Here is a 20,572-nt window from a genome sequence, read left to right as displayed (position 1 = left end):
ATGATTTAAGTCGTGAACGACTATTTCATCCAATATCCACACATGGACCGCAGAACCGTCCTCGAGCAGATCAGCGCCGCGACGGCGTTCGGCGCGCTCGCGGGTTGCGTCGGCGTACAGGAACAGGACACCGAGACCGCTACGAACGACGACGGCGGTGACGGCAGCAGTGACGGCAGCGCGGACCAGGACACCGAGACAGCCGGTCCCGCGGGCGAGGCCACGGCGTGGTACTCGCTCCCGGAGCCGGAACTCCCCGGCCGCGAGAAGGCCATCGAGACGTTCACCAGCGAGAGCCGGCACACGGTCGAGGGGTCAGACATCTCCGACCTCGAACAGAAGACGACCAGCGCCGTCCCGGCCGGCCAGGGGCCGCAGGTGTTCGACTGGGCCCACGACTGGGTCGGCGACTACTACCAGCGCGGGTTCGTCACCGACCAGAGCGACGAACTGACCGTCGACCTGGACGTCTTCACCGACGCGGCGGCCGACGCCGTCCAGTACGAGGGCAACGTCGTCGGCCTCCCGTACTCGGCCGAGACGGTGACGCTCGTCTACAACACGGACGTCGTCGACGAGGCCCCCGAGTCGGTCTCGGACATGGTCGCGGTCATGGACTCGTACCACGACCCCGACGCCGGCCAGTACGGCCTGAGCTACCCGTTCGACCCGTACTTCACGAGCGCGTTCCTCCAGGGCTTCGGCGGCTACTACTTCGACCCGACGGCCGACCCACAGCTGGGCGTCGACCTCGACGAGACCATCCAGGGCCTCGAGTTCGCCCTGGAGAACCTCACGCCGTACATGCCGAACGACCCGACGTACGAGCCCCAGGCCGCCGCGTTCGCGGAGGGCAACGCCGCCTTCGCCATCAACGGCCCGTGGTACCTCGCGACGCTCAACGACAAGGGCGTCAACTACGAGGTGACGTCGCTGCCGGCCGTCGACGGCGGCGAACTCCGCCCGTACACCGGCATCTCGATGTGGTACTTCGCGGACGCGATGAGCGACGGCGGCGCCGACGCCACCGCCGGCCGCGAGTTCGTCGAGTGGTACGCCACCAACGAGGAGATACACCTCCAGAACGCCGAGGAACACGGCGCCATCCCCGTGCTCGACAGCCTCGTCGGCAGCGACGACCTGCCCGAGAACGTCCAGGCGTACTCCGAGACGGTCGGGCAGGGCATCCCGATGCCGACAGACCCGAAGATGAACAAGGTGTGGGGACCGATGGAGACGGCGCTCATCGACGCGTTCAACGGCGACGCCACGGCCGAGGAGGCACTGACCACGGCCGCAACCAATATCCGCGAGAACTGGGAGTAAGGACCACCAATGAGCACGGCATCACGCGTCGCTCGCCGCGTCGAGGCAGTGCCGTTCCTCGACAAGCGTGACCTGGGACTCCTGTTCGTCCTGCCGGGACTGTTCGTCTTCTCGGCGTTCATGCTGTTCCCGGTCATCTACCTCCTGGGCATCTCGTTTACGGACGCCGCACCGGCGAACCTCTACGCCGGCGAGGGCGCGTTCTCGGTGCTGACGTTCGGTGAGGCGACGTTCGTCGGCCTCGCGAACTACGTGGACGTTCTCACCGACCCGCAGTTCTGGAACTCCTTCGGCGTCACCTGGCTGTTCGTCGCCACGAGCGTGACGCTGAAGCTGCTCCTGAGCATCGGCGTCGCCCTCGTCGTCACCAACGACCGCGTCAGGGGCAAGCGCCTGATGCGCTCGTTCATCATCCTCCCGATGGGCCTGCCCGCCATCTTCACCATCACGGTGTGGCGCGGCATCTTCAGTTCGGCCGACTTCGGGCTCGTCAACCAGCTCCTGTCCACGGTCGGCGCCAGTTCCGTCGCCTGGCTCTCCGGGCGCTGGACCGCCTTCGTCGCGTACAACGTCACCGAGATGTGGCTCGCGTACCCGTTCATGGTCATCATCACCGTGAGCGCGCTCCAGGACGTCCCGGAGGAACTCCACGAGGCCGCCGTCGTCGACGGCGCCGGCGCGTTCGCGCGGCTGCTCCACGTGACGCTGCCGTCCATCAAGCGGCCGGTGCTGTTCGCGACCATCCTCACGTCGGCCGCCTCGTTCCAGCAGTTCCTCATCCCCTTCGTGTTCAACCAGGGCGGCCCGGCGCGGGCCAACGAACTGCTGATCGTCTACGGCTACCGCGAGGCGTTCCAGTTCTCCGAGTACGGTCGCGGCGCCGCCATCAGCATCGTGGCGGTCGTCTTCATCGGCGCGTTCATGTGGCTGAACGTCAAGCGCGGCAAACTCGCCGACGGGGTGAGTGACGAATGAGCTTCGTCGGCGCGATCGTCGGCAAGGTCGCCGAGGACGCGAGGCGCGTCGCGTACGCGCCCGTCGAGAGCGGCCGGGCCGCCGTCTACACCGCACGACAGGTCCGGGACGGCGAAGTCCCGGTCACCGAGCCGCTGAAGACCGTCGGCGCGACGCTGGGCGCGCTCCTGCTGGTCTCGGCGCTCATGTTCCCCATCTACTGGATCCTCCAGGCCGCGCTGTCTGGGTCGGGCGCGTCGCTGTACACCTCCGGCGGCATCTCACTGTTCCCCGAGGATCCGACGCTCCAGCCGTTCGTCTGGGTCGTCGGCGACCTGATACTGCCGGCCTACAGCGTCACGGTCGACGTCCCGCTGACGGACCTGGCCGTGGTGTTCGACACGCCCCAGCTCACCGTGCTCGACGCCTCCGCACACGGCGTCGAGAACCCGTCGGACTTCAAGCAGTTCCTGTGGAACAGCCTCACCGTCGCCATCCCGACGGTCGTCATCTCGATGTGCCTGATCGTCCCGGCATCCTACGCGCTCTCACGCCGGGAGTTCATCTTCCGCCGGAAGATCCTGTTCGTCTACGTGCTGATGACGCAAGTCGGCGGCGGCCTCGGCATCGCTCTGCTGATCGGCCTCTACGCCGTCTACGTCCAGCTGGGATTCAACGACAGCAAACTCGCGCTGTCGGTGTACTACGCCGCGACGGCCGTCCCGTTCAACACCTGGCTGCTGAAGACCTACATGGACGGTATCCCCGTCTCCTACGAGGAGGCCGCCGTCGTCGACGGCGCGCCGCCGTGGCGCGTGGTGACAGAAGTGATCCTCCCGCTGTCGGCCGCCGGGCTGGCGACGGTGTTCATCTTCACCTTCCTCACCGGCTGGACGGAGTTCGTCGTCGCCCAGACGCTGCTGGGGACGGATAACTACACGCTGCCCGTCGGGCTGTTCGGGCTCGTCTCGGAGTACTCTATCCCGTGGGCGCGCTTCTCCGCGTTCGCGCTCACCTTCGCGACGCCCATCATGCTGGTGTACCTCTTCGCCCAGCGCTACATCGAGGGCGGCCTCTCCTTCTCCGGGATGGAAGGCTGATCTGCCGTCGCTTTTCGTCGCTTTCTGGGTGATCTGGTAGTGTTCTGCGTGCGTGGTTCTGGGGAGTTAGCGCTGGGTGTACCGGTGACAGCAACCACGAAGAAAGCCCTCGGCGCGCTCTCTGGAGTGGACACCGGAACCAACAACAAAGGAAAGCCCTCGGCACGCTCGCGGTCGCTCAGCGGGATACCCTCACGTGCGTTCGGGTAGTGCCCGCTGAGCGACTGCCTTCCAGCGCGAGCGCACCTCGCCCTTTCATCCTGCCAGGCCAGCACAGCACCGCAGCCCTGCCCTCCCCCTGGTCGCGCGACCCTCACCTTCGTTCGGGCACGCGCTCCCGGCCGGGTGGTTGCAGTACGGTCAGGAAGCGTGATTCACTCCGGGAGGATGGTGCGTAAGCGCCACCTCACTGCGAGCGGCGCCGGTCGTGAGCAAAGCGCGAATCCCGGGAGAGGAGCCACCCACGAGCGGCTCCACGCCGCTGATTACTCGTCGGAGTCGTCCAGCGTCTTCGAGTCGTCATCCGGCCCCTCTTCGCTCTCGTCGACCGTCGACTCGTCTGGCGAGATCAGCACGCGAGCGACGCGCGCGCCGTCCACCGCATCGACGTCGAGGTGGTGGCCGTCGGCGGTGACGCGGTCGCCGACCTCGGGGGCGCGGCCGAGGCGGTCGAGGACGAGGCCGCCGATGGTGCCGAACTCCTCGGTCTCGAAGGCCGTCTCCAGTTCGTCGTTCACGTCCGAGACGGCGACGCCGCCGTCGACGGCGTACGTGCCGTCGCCGTTCCCCTCGATCGACGGTTCGCGCGCGTCCACGTCGAACTGGTCCCTGATGTCGCCGACGACGACCTCGACGAGGTCCTCGACGGTGACGATACCCTCGAAGGAGCCCCACTCGTCGATGACGGCGGCCATCTGGCTCTGCTCGTCCTGGAACTGGCGGAGGAGCTGGTCGACCTGGCCAGTCTCGGGGATGACGGGCAGGTCGCGCACCAGATCCGCCGCGGTGGCGGTAGGCTCGCCGTCGCTGGACTCGGTGACGCGGATGAGGTCCTTGACGTCGACGAACCCGACGACCTGGTCGCCGTCGTCTGCGTCGAGAACCGGGTAGCGCGTGTGGCCCTCCTCGACGACGAGCGCACGGAGGTCGGCGACGGTGGCGTCGACGGACGCGCTCACGACGTCGGGACGGGGGACCATGACCTCCCGGACGCTGATGTCGTCGAGGTCGAAGACCTGCTCGATCATCTCGACCTCGCGCCTGTCGACGTGGCCCTCGGTGCCCGAGCGAGTCAGTATCATCAGGATCTCCTCCTCGGAGAGGGTCTCCTCGGTCTCGGAGGCCGGCGGGATACCGATCAGGCTCGTGAAGGCGTTCGCCGTCCCGTTGAACACGACGAGACCGGGGTAGAAGACGTAGTAGAAGATCTTCATCGGCGGCGCGACGAACAGCGCGATCCGTTCGGCCTGGGCGATGGCGATGGTCTTGGGGGCGAGTTCCCCGAAGACGACGTGGAGGAACGTGATGAAGCCGAAGCCGATGGCGAAGGCGACGAGCGAGACGGCGCTCTCGGGGAGGAGTGACGCCAGCACGGGATGGATGAGCTCAGCGACGGCCGGTTCGCCGATCCACCCCAGGCCGAGCGAGGCGATTGTGATCCCCAGTTGCGTGACCGCGAGATAGTCGTCGAGGTGTGCGAGCGTTCCCTGCAGCGTCTCTGCTCCGGGTTTCCCTTCCTCGACCATCTGGTCTACCGCCGTCGAGCGGATGCGAACGTACGCGAACTCCGCCGCGACGAAGAAGCCGTTCAGGAAGACGAGGAAGAACGCGGCCAGCAGCCGGCCGAGCGATAGTGCGACATCTACCATGGCAGGCCGTACGGCAGCACGTCATTAAATCATGGTGTCTGGCGGATTTGCCCGCCGTATCGACTGAATCGCCAGACAGCGAGTCGGCGGACGCCACGAAGCCGTTCGGCTCCGTCGGGGCGAACGTATAGATCGAGCAGCGCCACGAGAGAGTATTCGTCGTGTTCAGGTGTATACGCGGGGCCCGGGGACGGCTGGTGAGCTGGCGGTGGAACTGAGAAGTCTCGACGAGAGACGAAAATCGGCGGAGAGCCAGCGCGACGACGGGACCGCTAGTCGAGGCTGATGTCGCTGGCGTCTTCGCTCCGCGTGAAGCTTACTTCGAGAATACCGTTGTTGTACGTCGCGTTCGCGGAGTGCTCGTCGACGTGGGCCGGGAGTCGCACCCGTTCGCCGTAGTCGCGCTGGTCGGCCGCGGCCTTGATCGTGAGGACCTCGCCGTCGCACTTGAGGTCGATGGCTTCCTTGTCGACGCCGGGCACGTCGGCCACGACCCGGACTGCGTCGTCTGTCTCGTGAACGTCGAGGTGGAGGTCCGCCCCGTAGTCGGCGCCACTCTGTTCGATGTGGACGTCCCCACCGGCACCCATCACGTCGTTCATCATCCGCTCTAGCTCGCGGAAGAACTCGTCGAAGGGGTCGTCACGGTCGTCGCGTCTCATCCTGTGAACGCTTATGACGACCCACGGAATAAAGCTTCGGCCGTCCACAGCGCTGGACCCTCTCCTGTAGGAGACACTACAGTTCGTTGGATGATTCGACCACCACATGGCGAGCGGATGGACGGGATCCTTCACGGAACCCATAGGACGTTTGACTCGTTCGAGAGAGCCCGCCAGTCCGACGACTTTCCCACGATCGTTCAGTTGCGACCGTTCCACGTTGATGAACGAGCGATTCGTCCCCGACTTCGAAAACCCTTTACTCGCTCTGAACCCAATTTATACTCGTCATGAACAACGAGCCTGTCCGCGTCGGTCTCAACGGCTTCGGGCGCATCGGTCGGAACGTCTTCCGAGCGGCGCTCGAGAGCGACGCCGTCGACATCGTCGGGATCAACGACGTGATGGAGGACGAGGAGTTCGAGTACCTCGCGAAGTACGACACCGTGCTGGGCCGATGTGACGGTGCCTCGCTCGACGACGGCACACTGACCGTCGACGGCACCGACTTCGAGGCCGGCGTCTTCCACGAGACCGACCCGAGCAAGCTCCCCTGGGGCGAACTCGACGTCGACGTCGCCTTCGAGGCCACGGGCATCTTCCGCTCGCACGAGGACGCCAGCCAGCACCTGGAGGCCGGCGCGGACAAGGTCGTCATCTCCGCCCCGCCGAAGGGCGACGAGCCCGTCAAACAGCTCGTCTACGGCGTCAACCAGGACGAGTACGACGGCGAGGACGTGGTCTCCAACGCCTCCTGTACGACCAATTCCATCACCCCCGTCGCCAAGGTCCTCCACCAGGAGTTCGGCATCGAGGTCGGACAGCTGACGACGGTCCACGCCTACACCGGCACCCAGAACCTCGTCGACGGCCCCAACAGCAAGCCGCGCCGCCGCCGCGCCGCCGCCGAGAACATCATCCCCACCACCACCGGCGCCGCCCAGGCCGCCACCGAAGTCCTCCCGGAACTCGAGGGGAAACTCGACGGCATGGCCATGCGCGTCCCCGTCCCCAACGGCTCCATCACCGAGTTCGTCGTCAACCTCGAATCCGACGTGACGGCGGGCGACGTCAACGCCGCCTTCGAAGCCGCGGCCGAGGGTGAGATGGAGGGCGTACTCGGCGTGACGAACGACGACATCGTCTCCTCCGACATTCTCCAGCAGCCCTACTCGACGCTGGTCGACCTCCAGAACACGAACGTGGTGGGCGGGATGACGAAGGTGCTCACCTGGTACGACAACGAGTACGGCTTCTCGAACCGCATGCTCGACGTCGCCCAGCACGTCCACGAGTACTAGGACTGGCTGGCTCTCTCGTCTCTCGAAGTTTGTTGCTTCCTACTGGCTAATCGAGCAGAGTAGCAGCAGGTGGCGCGCGCTGTCGAGCGGCCGAGCGAGAGCGAGGTCGCGAGACGATACTGTGCGAGGGATGAGGAGCGCAACGGAGTGAGCACCGCAATCGGCTGGGGAGGCGTGTGGTTGCTGTGTGGGCGGGACTGAAAGGGGCCGGTCGCTGGCGGAGCGAGAACCGTCAAGCGACACGGGACCGAAGGTCCCGTTAGTCCTCAGACGTAGTCTGAGGGCACCGCAGTGGAACGAGGAGCGCAGGCGCGTTCGCAGCCCGCCAGCGACCGGGGGCTTTCTATTTCTTGTCGGCATGAACAACCCGAAAGCCCCGAGTCGTTCGACGGCTGCGACTCGCTGCGGTCCTCACTCCGTTGCGGTCCTTGCGTCGTCTCGCTCGTCGAACGATTCGCCCCTTTCAGTCCCGCCCAACGCGACCACCACAGCCACACCCTCCCCAGCCGATTGCGGTGCTCGCTGCGCTGCGCTCCTCATCCCTCGCGCAGTTCCGTCGCGGCACGGAGGCCGCGACAGCGCGCGCCTGACGTGTCGTCAAAATCTTCTCAAGGAGCGTAATCCAGCGGTTCGCGGAGCGCCCACGTATCGCCGAAGGATCCAGTTTGTTCGGCTCCGACCCGCGCTCAGTCAGCACGCCGGCGTGGTAGAGCATCGCCTTGAGCTGGAATACCGTGGGCGAGTGATACACGTTCCCGTCCTCGAGTTCCTCGACCCGAAGCGCTCCCTCCCCGTCGAGCACCCGGGAGCGGACGTCGTCGGTGCCGCGGAGGAACAGTTCGACGGTGAAGGTCGGGTGAAGCCGATGAAGCCGCTCGACGAACTGGACGAGCGACGGGGCTGGTTCGTCGTCCTCGTGCATCGTCTGGAGTTCCTCGACGATCAGCTTGGTCGCCGGATACTCCCAGAGGACGCGCCGGGTCAGGAGGCCCCAGTCGGGGGCCAGGTCGTAGAAGCGCTGCACGGACCCCTGCCACTGTTCGAACTCGGCCAGCGCCGCGTCGGCCGACCCATATCGGTCCAGCGCGAACCGGACGACTTCCTCGCCGAGCGGCGTCAGGTCGACGCGGTGAGGCTTTTCCTCGACCAGTCCGAGGAACGCCGCACCGGTCCGCGCCCCGTCGACGGCGTTGACCACGCGCTCGCCGAGAACAGTTTCCGTCGACTCGGGGTGGTACACCGCCAGCGGGTAGGCGAGGTAGTTCTTCGGGTGGTTCAGGGAGAAGGATCTGTCGGCGACGCCCTGGGCAGTGGCCTGGAACCGGATGGCCGTCGCGTCGTCGGAGGTGTGGTTGCCGACGACGCGGGGAACCTCCACCGGGCGGACCTCCCCACCACTCTCGACCCCCAGCACGCCGACGTTCAGCTCGCGGGCCAGCGTCCGCGCGGACTGCGAGATGGCCGCCTGCGGCGCGGCGACGTAGGCGGCGTTGGCCTCGTTCAGGCGGTCGTAGGCCTGGACGACGCCGCGCTCGACGTCGACGTCCTCGTTCTCCCGGTACCCCTTGGCCTCGATGGCCACCAGCGGGGGCTGGTCGCCGACGCGGTCGACGGCCAGCAGGTCGTCCTCCAGCTTCCGGACGCCGACGAGGTCCGGGTAGCCAGAGCCCAGCCGGACGTGGTTGAACGGCGCGAGACGGTCGCGGACGGCCTCGGGGACCCGCTGGTCGGCGAGCCACTCGTCCATCGCGAACTGGGTGTCGACGACGGCGTAGGCCTCGTCCTCGCCGGAGTCGGGAAACAGGCGGGCCTTGGCGTGGGCCAGGACCTGCGGTTCCGAGAGCGCCGCGCTTGCCATGGAATCCGTTTTCGGCCCGTGAGTATTAAGTTAGCTACGGAACTGATCGGTCAGTAATTTGTTTTGTGACATCTCATCTAGTGAATATTCAAAACGCCATATTCCGATTCAAATTGAAAATGTGATTATTACGAGAGGAGTTCGCTGAACAATGATAAAACTCTATTCGCTGCGTACTGTTTTTGCTCTGCTCCCTGAATATCCATCTCGGCTTCAAACTTCGCTTCTTCATACAGCTCATTCACACGGTTTATGGCTATCTCGATAGCCTCCTGTGGAATGTCATCATCATACTTCTCAATAAACGAGTCAATATATTCCAGAGACCGAGTAGAGACATAATATTTACCCGCTGCCCATTTTTTCCCTTGATTTAAATGAAATTCACCTTCTGCTTGTAACTCCTCAACCCTTTGACCGACTGCCTCCAGATCACTCGTGGAAACATAATTTCGGTCACTTTCGCTAGTTTCCAGTTCAGATTCTTCTCCGGAAATATCCTCATTTAAATCAACTGAATTATCTTCTTTGAGCTCCTTTTTATTGCCATCACCTATGAAAACCTCTCCGAGGGTTGCATTTTCTGATTTGATGGGAGGCTTGCTTGAAAGAATAGATTGTAGATCTTGATCAGAATACTGAGCAGGATCAATCTCTCCAGATTCAATATCTCGGATCAGCCGCCTGGCATACTCGTATGAGCAATTTGCGGCTTCAGCAATAGCTGGAATGTCCTCATTTTCCCCAATTAGCCAACAATTCGCAACCCTCTCTTTTTTAGTGTAATCTTTTAACTTAGGCATCTGCAACCCCACACAATGGTTGTGATTCCAAGAGCGCTCGGACTTGCCTGAATTCCTTAGAACCAGCTTCTGTTAATTTACATTCCCCGTTGTCAATGTGAACTCTGTTGCTGAATTCGAGTAAACGAACTGCTGTTTGAACATCTGATTTTGAATAAGCTATACCCATCTCAACGAGTTGGGTTGAAAGTCGATTCTTGTTTGCACCATCGCAATACCCGATAATGAGTAGAGTGATGGTACGTGTGGACCAATTTTCAGACAAGGGCATTTGTTGTTGCACAACAGTTGTGTTTGATAGTATATAAAGGTTTCTTCGCCACAGTTCTTGTGGCGAAACCTAGCTACGAAACCAATAAACACATTCCTGTAGACGAATTAGTCAATGACTCACTTCCAAACGCTCGACGACCTCGACGACGGCCAGCGCGTCCTCGTCCGCCTCGACCTCAACAGCCCCGTGGAGGACGGCGCCGTCCAGGACAACCGCCGGTTCGACCGCCACGCGGAGACCGTGAAAGAACTCGCCGACCGCGGGTTCGAGACCGCACTCATGGCCCACCAGGGCCGGCCCGGCCGGGACACCTTCGTCTCGCTCGAACAGCACGCCGACATCCTCGCCGAGCACATCGACCGGGACGTCGAGTTCGTCGCGGACACGTTCGGCGACGAGGCCATCGCGGCCATCGACGACCTCGATTCGGGCGAGGTGCTCCTCCTCGAGAACACGCGGATGTGCGACGAGGAACTCCCCGAGGAAGCGCCCGAAGTCAAGGCCGAGACGGAGTTCGTCCAGTCGCTCGCGCCCCACTTCGACGCCTACCTCAACGACGCCTACTCGGCGGCCCACCGCTCGCACGCCTCGCTCGTCGGCTTCCCACTCGTCCTCCCGGCCTACGCCGGTCGCGTCATGGAGACCGAGTACGAGGCCAACACCGCCATCGCCGAGAAGGAGTTCGACGGCAACGTGACGATGGTCGTCGGCGGCACCAAGGCGACGGACGTCATCGACGTGATGAGCGCGCTGGACGAGAAGGTCGACGACTTTCTCCTCGGCGGCATCGCCGGCGAACTGTTCCTCCGCGCGGACGGTTACCCCGTCGGCCACGACGTCGGCGACATGGACCTGTTCGACGAGCAGTGGGAGGCGAACCAGGCAAAGATCGAGTCGATGCTCGCCGAGCACCGCGACCAGATCTCGCTAGCGGTGGACCTGGCCTACGAAGATGACGACGAAAATCGGGCCGAGATAGCCGTCGACGAGATCGAGGAGAAGAAACAGGGCTTTCTCGACGTCGGCTCGGAGACCGTGATGACCTACTCGCCGATCATCCGGGACTCCGAGGCCGTCTTCGTCAAGGGCGCGCTGGGCCTGTTCGAGGACGAGCGCTTCTCCGTGGGGACCGTCGGCGCGCTCGAAGCCATCGCCGCGACGGACTGTTTCTCCGTCGTCGGCGGCGGCGACACCTCGCGAGCGATTCGTATGTACGGCATGACGGAAGAGGAGTTCTCCCACGTCTCCATCGCCGGCGGCGCCTACATCCGGGCGCTGACCGGCCAGGAACTGATCGGCGTCGAAGTACTGGCGCGAGAGTAACGGTCAGTAGTGGCCGAGGACGCCGCGTTTGCGCGCGCGGGTGGCCAGCGCCTTGAACACGAGGTAGCCGCCGCCCAGGTAGAGGACGGCGACAGCGAGGAGGGTGAGCAGATCCGGAACGGGAAATTCCCACAGCCGCGTCCCCGTGGCCATCGCGTCCTCGAGCAGTGCCGTTCCGAGCGAGAGCGGGACGAACCGGAGCAGGGGGTGTGCGTCGAGGGGCATCGCGAGGAAGACGATGAACCCGAGTTGCATGAGCGACGCCGCCTGGCCGACGCGTTTGTACAGCAGGGCGAGGCCGCCGAAGCACAGGCCGACGCCGACGACCGGGAGGATCGTCAGGACTGCGACCGGGACGATCGTCACGAGATCGATCGCCAGTGCGGTGCGCGTGGTGACGACCATGGATCCGAGGATGACCCCGCCGATGAGCAGCGTCACGAGGACGTTGACGACGCTGGTGAACAGAACGACCCGACCGATCCCGTACGGCGAGAGGTGCAGTTGTTCGAGCGTCCCCCACTGGGCCTCTCTGGTGACGTCGCTCGAGGTCTGCTGGTAGGCCCTGACCGCCATCATCCACACGAGGTAACCGACGACGAGGGCCTCGGTGGAGTCGGAGACGACCGTCGGCGCCATCATCCGGCCGCCGAAAAACAGCAGGGCGAACAGGAGGTACATCCCGACGACCATCATGACGGTGTTGAACAGATACCGCTTCAGGAGCCAGACCGCCTTCTCGAACGTGGCCCTGAACAGGATGGCGTGGCCGTTCATCGCTGTCCCCCGACCGCGAGTTCGTCAGTCGGCGGGTCGGCGCGATCGGTCACGCGCAGGAACACCGATTCGAGGTCCGGCGTCGTCGTCTCGGCGCGCTCGATGGTCGCGCCCGCCGACTCCAGCGTCCGCATCAGCCGGTAGTAGTCGTCGGGCGCTTCGAGCGTGACCGTCAGTTCGACTGCGTCACTCGTCCCCGACCACGAGACCGATTCGGCCACCTCCGCGACGGCCGCCCGGTCGACGTCGTCGAGCGGCGCCGCCAGCCGGAGCCGGTGTGACTGGGTCCGGAACGCGTCGAGGAGCGCGGACACGGAGTCGTCGACGACGACGCGTCCGGCGTTCAGGACGACGACGCGGTCACACAGGTCCTCTATCACGTCCATGTCGTGGCTGCTCAGGACGACGGTCTTCTCGTCGCGGTCGACCATCTCACGGAGGGTGTCGACGAGCGCGGCCGACGCCTCGACGTCCAGTCCCAGGGTCGGCTCGTCGAGGAACACGAGGTCGGTCCGACGCGCGAGCGTACACGCGAGCGTCGCCTTCTGTTTCATCCCGCGCGAGAGCGAGTTGACCGGTTCGTCGAGCTTGTCGGTCAGCCCGAGCGACTCGACGAACGCGAGGTTCTCTTCGGCGACCTCGTCCGGGTCGATCCCCTGGAGGCTGGTAAAGTACCGGAGGTTCTCCCGGAGCGAGAGCCGCCAGTAGACGTTCCGTGCCCCCTCCAGCATGGCCGAGACGTGGCGATACAGCTCCCCGCCAGCGGCGGTGACGTCGGCTCCGAGCACCGCCACGTCTCCGTCGGTCGGGCGCACGAGGTCGAGTATCGACTTGATGAGCGTCGTCTTGCCCGCCCCGTTGGGGCCGAGGATACCGACGACCGTCCCACGCTCGATCTCGAGCGAGATGCCGTCGAGAGCCGTTACCTCGCCGTCTTCGGCGTCGTACACCTTGGTCAGGTCCGTCACCCGAACTGCCGGGGCCGAAGCCGACCCGAAGTCGTTACCCTCCATTTGAGTGTAAATTAAACTGGAGAATAATAAAATGTAACAGTTAATTTTCAGAATTGTGTCCGGTGTGTCCACGCCCACCGGGCTGGTCCGTCACCGGAGCAGCCGCCAGCGGCCGACGACGGCGACGGCCATCGACGCGACGGCGACGGCAGCGAAGAGCGCGGCGCTGGCCGAGGGCGCTCCGGTCACGCCCCCGTAATCCAGCGCAGGCGTCTGGTTCACGATGGCGACGTACCAGACGAGGAGGTAGCCGACCTCGAAGACGCGGCCCGTCCGTGTGGTGACGCCCGCGGCGGCCGCGAGCGACGGCACCATGAGAACGCCGGCTGCCATCGCCAGCGCGACGCCCAGATCGCCCGCGAGGCCGAACCGGACGGCCGCCGGGCCGACGAGCACGCCGACGCAGACGACGCTCGCCGCCCAGGTCGCCAGTAACTGCGCCAGCGGGTGCAGCGAGGTGAACACCAGTTCGTGCGTGCCGTGGCGGTACTCGCGAACGCCGGTCTGCGACCAGACGAACAGCGGCCAGACCCACGCGAGCGTCAGCACGACCCGCGTCGCCGGCCCGGACGGCGCCGCGAGGCCGCCGACGAACAGCCCGACGTACCCCGCGTACCACAGGCGAGAGCGCCCGGCCAGCGCGAGTTTCAGCTCCGCCACGAGCAGTCTGACGGGGCGGAACGTCCGCGCGGCGTCGACCGTCCCGAGCGTCACCGGTTCGGGTTCGACGGCCGTCCCCGAGCCGTGATCGACGGTGACCATCGGGTCAGCCGACGCGTCACCGTCGGACACCGACTCCTCTCCGCTCCGGGACGGCCACGGCAGCGAGCGACCGAAGCCCGCGTCCGGGGAGAGCCGGTCGAACGGGACCGCAGCGAAGACGACGATGACCGGCGCGACGGCGAAGTACGCGACGCGGTGGAGGAGGAGGTCGGCCGTGACCGGCAGGCCCTGCCACTCGAAGCGCTGGTACTCGCCGGCGATGTACCCGAAGGAGAATCCGCCGCCGGTGTAGTCCGGATACTGGGCCGCGATGGCCTGCTGCATGCTCTCGACGATGAACGTCCCGCCGAGCGGGTCGACGGCCGGCACGACCGGAATCGCGACGAGCGCGACCAGGTAGAGGACGTTCCCGAGCGAGCCCCGGAGGACCGGGGTCGCCTCGAAGGCGAGGGCGACCGCCGCGACCAGCGCCGCGACGGGGAACGCGAACAGCGCGAGCGGGGCAAGCAACGCGACCGGGTCGAACGGTCCCGTGCCCCGAAGCGCGAACAGGAGCACGACCGAGACCCCCATCGCCCCGAGGACGACCGCCAGGAGCGCGAGGTTGCTCAGCCACTTGCCCACGAGGTACGCGACCGTCCCGATGGGGCTCGACGCGATCAGCTGTCGGGGGCCGCCGTGCCGGTCCCGTTCTATCGCGGTTTTCGTGTAGTAGAATCCGAACACCGCGACGGCCGCGCTGCCGGCCAGCGCCATGTTGGTCCCCAGCCAGGCCGCGTTGTGGACCCCACGGAACCCGTTGTCGCCGAGCGCCATCTCGAGGTCGCCGACAGTGACCAGGTGACCGAGGTAGGCGCTGGCCAGCAAGACGACCAGGAACCGCCTGTCGCGGCCCCTGTCGAGGACGTCCGCCCTGGCGACGGCGACGCACTGACGGAGGGCGTTACGCGCCGCCATCGTGTTCGATCGTCCACAGGTATGCGTCTTCGAGCGTCGGTTCCACGGCCGTCGCATCCGGGTCGGGGCGGTCGGGACTCACCGCCCGGACGAGCACGCCGCCCGCCCGCCTGACGGTCTTCGTGACCGGATGGGACTGTTTCACCGCCGTGAGGCGATCACTGGAGACCGTCCACTCCCAGGTCATCCCGTCCACCTCGTCGATCAGCGCCTCCGGCGTGGTCTGGGTCAGCAACCGACCGTCGTCGAGCACGACGAGTTCCGTGGCTGTCGACTCGACGTCGGTGACGATGTGCGTCGAGAGGATGACCAGTCGGTCTTCGGTCAGGTCGCCGATGACGTTCCGGAAGCGGACGCGTTCGGCGGGGTCGAGGCCGACGGTCGGTTCGTCGACGATCAGCAGGTCCGGGTCGTTCAGCAGCGCCTGCGCGATGCCGACGCGCTGGCGCATCCCGCCGGAGTACCCCGACAGTTTCCGCCCCCGATACTCCTCGAGGTTCGTCACCGCCAGCAGTTCGTCGATCCGGTCGCGGGCGACGCCACCGGGCAGGCCCTTCAGCGCGGCCATGTACTCGAGGAACTCCGTCGCGGTGAGGTTCGGGTAGACGCCGAAGTCCTGGGGCAAGTACCCGAGCACCGAGCGGACGTCGTTCGGCGACGCCGCGACGTCCGCGCCGTTCCAGTAGAGCCGCCCCTCCGTCGGCTTCGTCACCGTCGCGATCACCTGCATGAACGTGGATTTCCCCGCACCGTTCGGTCCGAGGAGGCCGACGACACCGTCGTCGAGGTCGAGCGACGCGTTTCTGATACCCCACACGTCACCGCTCCATCGCTTCCCGAGGTTCTCGGCTGTCAGAGTCATTGGTCGTCAGGTGGCGGCGTGCGTCACTCGCCCTCTACCCGCGTTCGTTCGACGCCCGCGATGGCGTCCTCACACAGTTCAGAGAGCGGATCCACGAGGTCGGCCCGGAACTGCTCGGCGTCCCGGTCGTCGCCCGCCGCGACGAAGAGCGTCTTCTCGTCGGTCCAGAAGCCGAACCGGTCGTCGGGCCGGCGCTGCCACTCCATGAACTGGACGCCCAGGTCCACGACGTCGGCGTACACCGCCGCGGTCGCCGTCCCGCCGAGTTCCCGGATCAGCTTCGCCCCGTCCTCGAGCTGGTAGTCGGCGAACAGGTCGAACGCCCGCCCCAGCGTGAGCAGGTTCGTCGCCTCCGACTCGTAGTCGAGCTGTCGGTCGGTCGCCAGCGCGTCGATCTCGGGCCAGCGTTCGAGCAGGACCCGGCCGAGCGTCGCGCCGATCAGGGTTGGGTGGTAGTGTTTCGCCCACGCCTCGCTCTCGTCGTCCCACGACCCGATGTCGATGTCGAGCGAGCCGTCACCGATGTCGCCCCGTCGGGCGCCGATGGGGAGGCTGTCTCCGGGGTGGGGAACGTACCCCTCCGCGGAGACCTGGTCGAGGTACCACGCCAGCGCGAAACGCGCCAGGCCCCGCGGGAGGCGCTTCTCGAGGGCCCCGCAGAGCAGGAGTTCGCCGACCAGGTCGCAGTTGTCAGCGGCCATGTACCGCAACAGGAGGCCGTGGAGCGTGGCCGGATAGCGGTAGGGAATCGGCTCGTCCGGGAACCGTTCGTGGCCGCTCCCAAAGTTCTGGTAGTACATCAGGACGTGGGTCAGTCCGTAGGTGTCCTCCATCGACACCGTCGCGGGATTGATCTGGTTGGCCGCACACGTCGAGCCGACCGCGGCTTCGAGGGAGGCGTCGACCGGCGGCTCCTGCCCGTAGAGCCGGCACAGGTGCAACAGGTCGAGTTTCCGGAACGGCAACACCTCGCTCGCCCAGAGGTCCGGGCGCGAGACCGTTCGCTCGAACGCCTCGGCGGTCGCTTCGTCCAACGCGCCCTGGTCGTCGGCGTAGGCCACCGGATAGCCGAACATCGCGACTTGCTGTGGCGACCGCGCCAGGAGGTGCCGGTACTCGGCTTCGTTCACGTGGTCGAGGACCAGCGACCGGAGCCGATCGGACGGTTCCGTCTCCGAGTAGGCCGCTCGCTGGAGGTACATCCCCGCTTCGGCGAACGCTTTCCGACGGAGGAACCGGACCTCCGCGTCCGACCAGACGAGCGGGTCGAACTGCGCAGCGTGGTCGTCGAGCCATGCGTCCGTGTCCGCAACGAGATCGGCGAGCGCCGCCTCGACGGCGCGCTCGTCGGGGAACGGGTCGATTCGCGGAATATTCCTGTCCATTCCTGCCGGAAATAAATACCAATTAAGTAATAAAACTTCTCATCTGTCACGAACGGTTTGGATTTATCTGCCGGCGGCGTCGCGGCCTCGACCCGTCGAGCGATTCGACCGTCAGATCGCACGCAAACGTGGGTCGTCGCTCACTCGACGTGAGCGCCCCACGTTGCGCTGAATCGCTCAGTTATTCGTCGACGGCGAGGACCCAGTCGCTCCAGCCAGCGATGTAGTCCGCGCGCTTCTCCGTGCCGTCTTCGGTCAGTTCCGTCAGTTCGCCGATGGTGAGTTCGCTCGTCATCGTTTCTCTGAGTGGTTGAATTTACCACTCGCCTAATGCATATAAGTCCTATATAATAAACATTTGCAATTGTCACTTTTTTGCGCCGCGTCGCCTCTCCCGGCCGAAAACCGGACGAGCGGCCCGCCGACTGTGCCGGAACCGCTCACCGCGGTCGGTTGCCGATCAGTTCTCGCAGACGCCGTCTTCGCAGTCGATGATGAAACTGCTCCAGCCGATGATGTAATCGGCACGTTTCTCGATGCCGCCTTCGCTCAGTTCCGTCAGTTCGCCGATGGTGAGTTCGTTCGTCATGGCGTATCCGGGTGGACCGCCCACCCATGCAGTGAGTAACAATGACAATCAATAAGTATTACTGATTGATGTAATTGAATTTATGAGTGTCGCGCCGAATCCGAATGCGTTCCTCGAATTCGGCGCGCTCGTCGTCGGTACGACGGTTCTTGCGGTGGGCGACGGAGACCGGCGACGACGCCGACGAACGGTCTAGTCCTCGTCGAGAATTCGCGATTCCGGCGACGTCGCCCGTCTGTTGATCAACAGCGTCAGCTTCGGTCCGCGAAAGACGTACGCCTCGGTGAGCGGGATGTTCACGTGCAGCCGTTCGGTCAGGTCACCCATCGCGGGAGCCGACTCGCCGTCGCCGTCGCGTTCGGTCGAATCCATGAAGATAGTTTATCATATTCGAGTGATAAATTTATGGGACGATCGGCCGTATCGTCGAGAGGGTACGCCGGCACGTTCCCCACCGTTCGACCTCGTACCGGGCGTGTGGCTATCCGTTCGCCCGACGGGCGAGAAAGAGCCCCACACCGGACGCGACGAGTGCGATTATCGCTAGCACCAGGAACAGCGCGGTGACGTCGGCGAACGCGAGGATGGCCCCGGCGATGGTGCCCCCGAGCGCGCCGACGCCGAACACGCCGAGGTAGGTGAAGCCGTAGGAGAGCCCGCGCGTGCCGGCGGGCGTGTACTCGGCGACGGTCGCCTGGTACAGCGGCTGGACGACGAAGAGGAAGATTCCCAGGACGGCACCGAGCGCCATCAGGGGGCCGATGCCCATCCCGGCGACGGGAACGAACGCCAGCGCCAGGACCGCGAGGACGGCGAAGGCGCCGGCGATGCCGTACTCGACGGGGAACCGGTCGGTCAGCTTCCCGCCGGCGTACTGGCCCACGACGCCGACGAGCAGCAGGCCGGCGTAGAAGTAGTCCTGCGGTGAGAGGGTCTGGGCGTCGCCCGCTTCGACGCCCAGCGCGGACCCGACGCTCGGCGGCAGCAGTTCGGTGACGGGAATCGGCGCGAACCCGGGCAGCCCGCGGAGCAGTTCCGGCAGGAAGGTGAGGATGCCGCGGTAGTACAGCCCCGAGCACATCACGACGACGAACACGAGGAGGAACCCGCCGGCCAGGAGCCGTCGCGACTCGGTGAGGAACTCACCCAGCGAGTCGACGCCGGCGTCGGCCTTCGAACTGCCGCCGTCGGCCGCCGTTCCCTCGGGTCCCCCCTCGACGGCCGCCGTCTCGTCGAAGTTCGCACGAGCGGCGTAGGCCGCCGCGAGCAGCGCGGGCACCCCCAGGATCAGCGCGACCGTCCGCCAGTCCACGAACAGGAGCAATATCGCGGCCAGGAGCGGTCCGAGGCCGATGCCGAGGTTGCCCGCGATGCCGTGGTAAGCCAGCCCGGTCCCGCGTTCCTCGACGCCCTTGCTGATAAGCGAGAGGCCCGCCGGGTGGTAGACGCTGGCCGCCACGCCCCAGAGGATCAGGGCCAGGGCGACGACGAGCATGCTCGGCGCCAGGCCGAGCAGGACGTAGGACAGCCCCATCCCCAGGAGACAGGCGCTGATGAGCCGACGGGAACCGACGCGGTCGACGAGAATCCCGCCGGGCAGCGCGCCGAGGCCGAAGAGCCCGTAGCCCAGCGTCACGACGACGCCCAGCGTCGCCGTCGTCACGTCGAACTGGGCGACGCCGAGCGAGATGACGTCGAACTCCGTCAGCCAGACGACGACGAACAGCGGGACGGCCATCTCGTAGGTGTGGACCGCCGCGTGGGCGACCATGACGAGCGCCGTAATCGAGCGGTCGTTGGCGTTCACTGTGTGCCTTCTCTCGTCGCCTCCACCTTATTTCGTCGGTCCCGGGACAGTGGCGTCCAACTCCGACCAGACGTCGATGTTATTCTGGCGGCGTATCCCACTTTTCACCGTTGTCTTCCGGTTCGTACCCCAGCACGTCCCTGGCGTGGTCGATGTCGAACCACCGGCGGTCGTTGTCGCTGACGCCGTAGAACACGTCGAACTCGACGGAATCGTCGGTGAAACAGCGCTCGACCATCTGGGCGTGGTCGCGGCGGGACTGCCACATCCCCTTCATCCGGGCGGCCTGGGTCGCGTAGGCGTCGCTGTCGCGCTCGAACTCGCCGCGGTCGACCCCCGCCTCGGCGTCGCCGTAGGGGTGGTCGTACTCGGGGTCCCGGACCGCACAGATCCGGAGCGCGTACACCTGCATATCGTGGGCCTCGGCGGCCAGTCTCCCCAGCCCCTCGGCGTACACCTTCTCGACGCCGTACATCGAGTCCGGCCGTGGCTGGACGGTGTGGTCGACGGTGAGGTCGTAGTCCGGGTAGTAGACCTCGGGCGCGTGCGCCACCTCGTACAGCCCGACGGCGTGGTTCGAGGAGGCGTAGACGAAGGTGTCGACGCCAGCGTCGACGGCCGCCTCGTAGGCATTGGCGTGGATCTCCAGGTTGGCGAGGTGGCCGTCGAAGGCGTGGATCGACCGGTCCGACGGGCCGCCGCCCTCGATAGGGGCGTGGGCCAGGTGGACGACGGCGTCCTGGTCCGCGAAGTGGGGCCGGATAGCCTCGTAGTCGCCGACGTCGGCTTCGACGGACTCGACGTTCGGGTCGGGATGGGGCTCCGGGTCGACGCTCGTCAGCTGGTACTCCTCGCGGTCGGCGAGGTGATCGGTGATGGCGGTGCCGACGGTGCCAGCGCCGCCGGTCAGGAGCACGTTCATAGAGACTGTTCGGGGCTGACCACCTTGACTCGTGGGGCCGCGAAACGGGTGAGGAACGCTCGCGTCGA

17 protein-coding genes and 1 pseudogene are annotated in these 20,572 nt (G+C 65.5%); 5 read left to right on the top strand and 13 right to left on the bottom strand.

The genetic code is table 11. From position 1 onward, the window contains the following. Positions 1-42: 42 nt before the first annotated feature. Genes AC5FRV_RS08825 through AC5FRV_RS08815 form a run of 3 tightly spaced genes read left to right on the top strand, consistent with a single transcriptional unit; the run spans position 43 to position 3,380 of the window. Complete coding sequence (locus tag AC5FRV_RS08825) at positions 43-1,326, top strand: extracellular solute-binding protein (RefSeq protein ID WP_493560718.1); 1,284 nt, start codon at positions 43-45, stop codon at positions 1,324-1,326. 9 nt (positions 1,327-1,335) lie between these two features. Beyond that, positions 1,336-2,301, top strand: a complete 966-nt coding sequence (locus tag AC5FRV_RS08820; RefSeq protein WP_493560717.1) for a carbohydrate ABC transporter permease — start codon at positions 1,336-1,338, stop codon at positions 2,299-2,301. Further along, positions 2,298-3,380 (top strand): sugar ABC transporter permease, encoded by a 1,083-nt coding sequence (locus tag AC5FRV_RS08815; protein WP_493560716.1) that lies wholly within the window; start codon positions 2,298-2,300, stop codon positions 3,378-3,380. Before AC5FRV_RS08820 ends, AC5FRV_RS08815 begins: the two co-directional genes overlap by 4 nt. Before the next feature lie 485 nt (positions 3,381-3,865). Here the strand turns inward: AC5FRV_RS08815 and AC5FRV_RS08810 are convergent, their stop codons facing one another. Together AC5FRV_RS08810 and AC5FRV_RS08805 are read right to left on the bottom strand one after the other, a co-directional pair. After that, a complete protein-coding gene (locus AC5FRV_RS08810) occupies positions 3,866-5,248 on the bottom strand; it encodes a hemolysin family protein (RefSeq protein WP_493560715.1) in 1,383 nt (460 codons plus the stop codon). 272 nt (positions 5,249-5,520) lie between these two features. Then, the gene (locus tag AC5FRV_RS08805; RefSeq protein WP_493560714.1) at positions 5,521-5,910 is read right to left on the bottom strand and encodes an Hsp20/alpha crystallin family protein; all 390 of its coding nucleotides are present in this window, start codon (positions 5,908-5,910) and stop codon (positions 5,521-5,523) included. 290 nt (positions 5,911-6,200) lie between these two features. On the opposite strand from AC5FRV_RS08805, the gene gap reads away from it, so the two are divergent. Then, the gene (gap, locus tag AC5FRV_RS08800) at positions 6,201-7,211 is read left to right on the top strand and encodes a type I glyceraldehyde-3-phosphate dehydrogenase (RefSeq protein ID WP_493560713.1); all 1,011 of its coding nucleotides are present in this window, start codon (positions 6,201-6,203) and stop codon (positions 7,209-7,211) included. A gap of 608 nt (positions 7,212-7,819) precedes the next feature. On the opposite strand, the pseudogene AC5FRV_RS08795 reads toward gap, so the two are convergent. Together AC5FRV_RS08795 and AC5FRV_RS08790 are read right to left on the bottom strand one after the other, a co-directional pair. Then, positions 7,820-9,069, bottom strand: a pseudogene (locus AC5FRV_RS08795) (hypothetical protein). A 128-nt stretch (positions 9,070-9,197) separates the two neighbouring features. After that, on the bottom strand, positions 9,198-9,872 hold the full coding sequence (locus AC5FRV_RS08790) for a hypothetical protein (RefSeq protein WP_493560712.1): 675 nt from the start codon (positions 9,870-9,872) through the stop codon (positions 9,198-9,200). Positions 9,873-10,257: 385 nt separating this feature from the next. Here AC5FRV_RS08790 and AC5FRV_RS08785 point away from each other — a divergent pair, with 385 nt between their 5' ends. Next, positions 10,258-11,469 carry a phosphoglycerate kinase gene (locus AC5FRV_RS08785; protein WP_493560711.1) on the top strand — a complete coding sequence of 404 codons (1,212 nt, stop codon included), beginning with the start codon at positions 10,258-10,260 and terminating at the stop codon, positions 11,467-11,469. Positions 11,470-11,472: 3 nt separating this feature from the next. Here the strand turns inward: AC5FRV_RS08785 and AC5FRV_RS08780 are convergent, their stop codons facing one another. The 9 genes from AC5FRV_RS08780 to AC5FRV_RS08740 all read right to left on the bottom strand — a co-directional run bounded on the left by AC5FRV_RS08780 (position 11,473) and on the right by AC5FRV_RS08740 (position 20,504). Then, positions 11,473-12,246: an ABC transporter permease gene (locus AC5FRV_RS08780; RefSeq protein WP_493560710.1), complete on the bottom strand. Its 774-nt coding sequence runs from the start codon at positions 12,244-12,246 to the stop codon at positions 11,473-11,475. Beyond that, positions 12,243-13,259: an ABC transporter ATP-binding protein gene (locus tag AC5FRV_RS08775; RefSeq protein WP_493560709.1), complete on the bottom strand. Its 1,017-nt coding sequence runs from the start codon at positions 13,257-13,259 to the stop codon at positions 12,243-12,245. The genes AC5FRV_RS08780 and AC5FRV_RS08775 overlap by 4 nt, the downstream gene beginning before the upstream one ends. A gap of 90 nt (positions 13,260-13,349) precedes the next feature. Continuing rightward, positions 13,350-14,939, bottom strand: coding sequence for an ABC transporter permease (locus AC5FRV_RS08770; protein WP_493560708.1), 1,590 nt, complete (start codon positions 14,937-14,939; stop codon positions 13,350-13,352). Next, positions 14,926-15,801 carry an ABC transporter ATP-binding protein gene (locus tag AC5FRV_RS08765; protein WP_493560707.1) on the bottom strand — a complete coding sequence of 292 codons (876 nt, stop codon included), beginning with the start codon at positions 15,799-15,801 and terminating at the stop codon, positions 14,926-14,928. Before AC5FRV_RS08765 ends, AC5FRV_RS08770 begins: the two co-directional genes overlap by 14 nt. Before the next feature lie 23 nt (positions 15,802-15,824). Then, positions 15,825-17,186 carry a DUF6895 family protein gene (locus tag AC5FRV_RS08760; protein ID WP_493560706.1) on the bottom strand — a complete coding sequence of 454 codons (1,362 nt, stop codon included), beginning with the start codon at positions 17,184-17,186 and terminating at the stop codon, positions 15,825-15,827. 460 nt (positions 17,187-17,646) lie between these two features. After that, complete coding sequence (locus AC5FRV_RS08755) at positions 17,647-17,775, bottom strand: hypothetical protein (RefSeq protein ID WP_493560705.1); 129 nt, start codon at positions 17,773-17,775, stop codon at positions 17,647-17,649. A 192-nt stretch (positions 17,776-17,967) separates the two neighbouring features. Continuing rightward, a complete protein-coding gene (locus AC5FRV_RS08750; protein WP_493560704.1) occupies positions 17,968-18,147 on the bottom strand; it encodes a hypothetical protein in 180 nt (59 codons plus the stop codon). Between the two features lie 109 nt (positions 18,148-18,256). Beyond that, entirely contained in the window at positions 18,257-19,546 is a 1,290-nt protein-coding gene (locus AC5FRV_RS08745; RefSeq protein ID WP_493560875.1) for an MFS transporter, read from the bottom strand. A gap of 115 nt (positions 19,547-19,661) precedes the next feature. Continuing rightward, positions 19,662-20,504 carry an NAD-dependent epimerase/dehydratase family protein gene (locus AC5FRV_RS08740; RefSeq protein WP_493560703.1) on the bottom strand — a complete coding sequence of 281 codons (843 nt, stop codon included), beginning with the start codon at positions 20,502-20,504 and terminating at the stop codon, positions 19,662-19,664. Between the last annotated feature and the right edge of the window lie 68 nt (positions 20,505-20,572).

The sequence above is a fragment of the Halomicrobium sp. HArcel3 genome (genome assembly GCF_058933135.1).
This window is presented reverse-complemented; position numbering and strand designations above follow the sequence as displayed.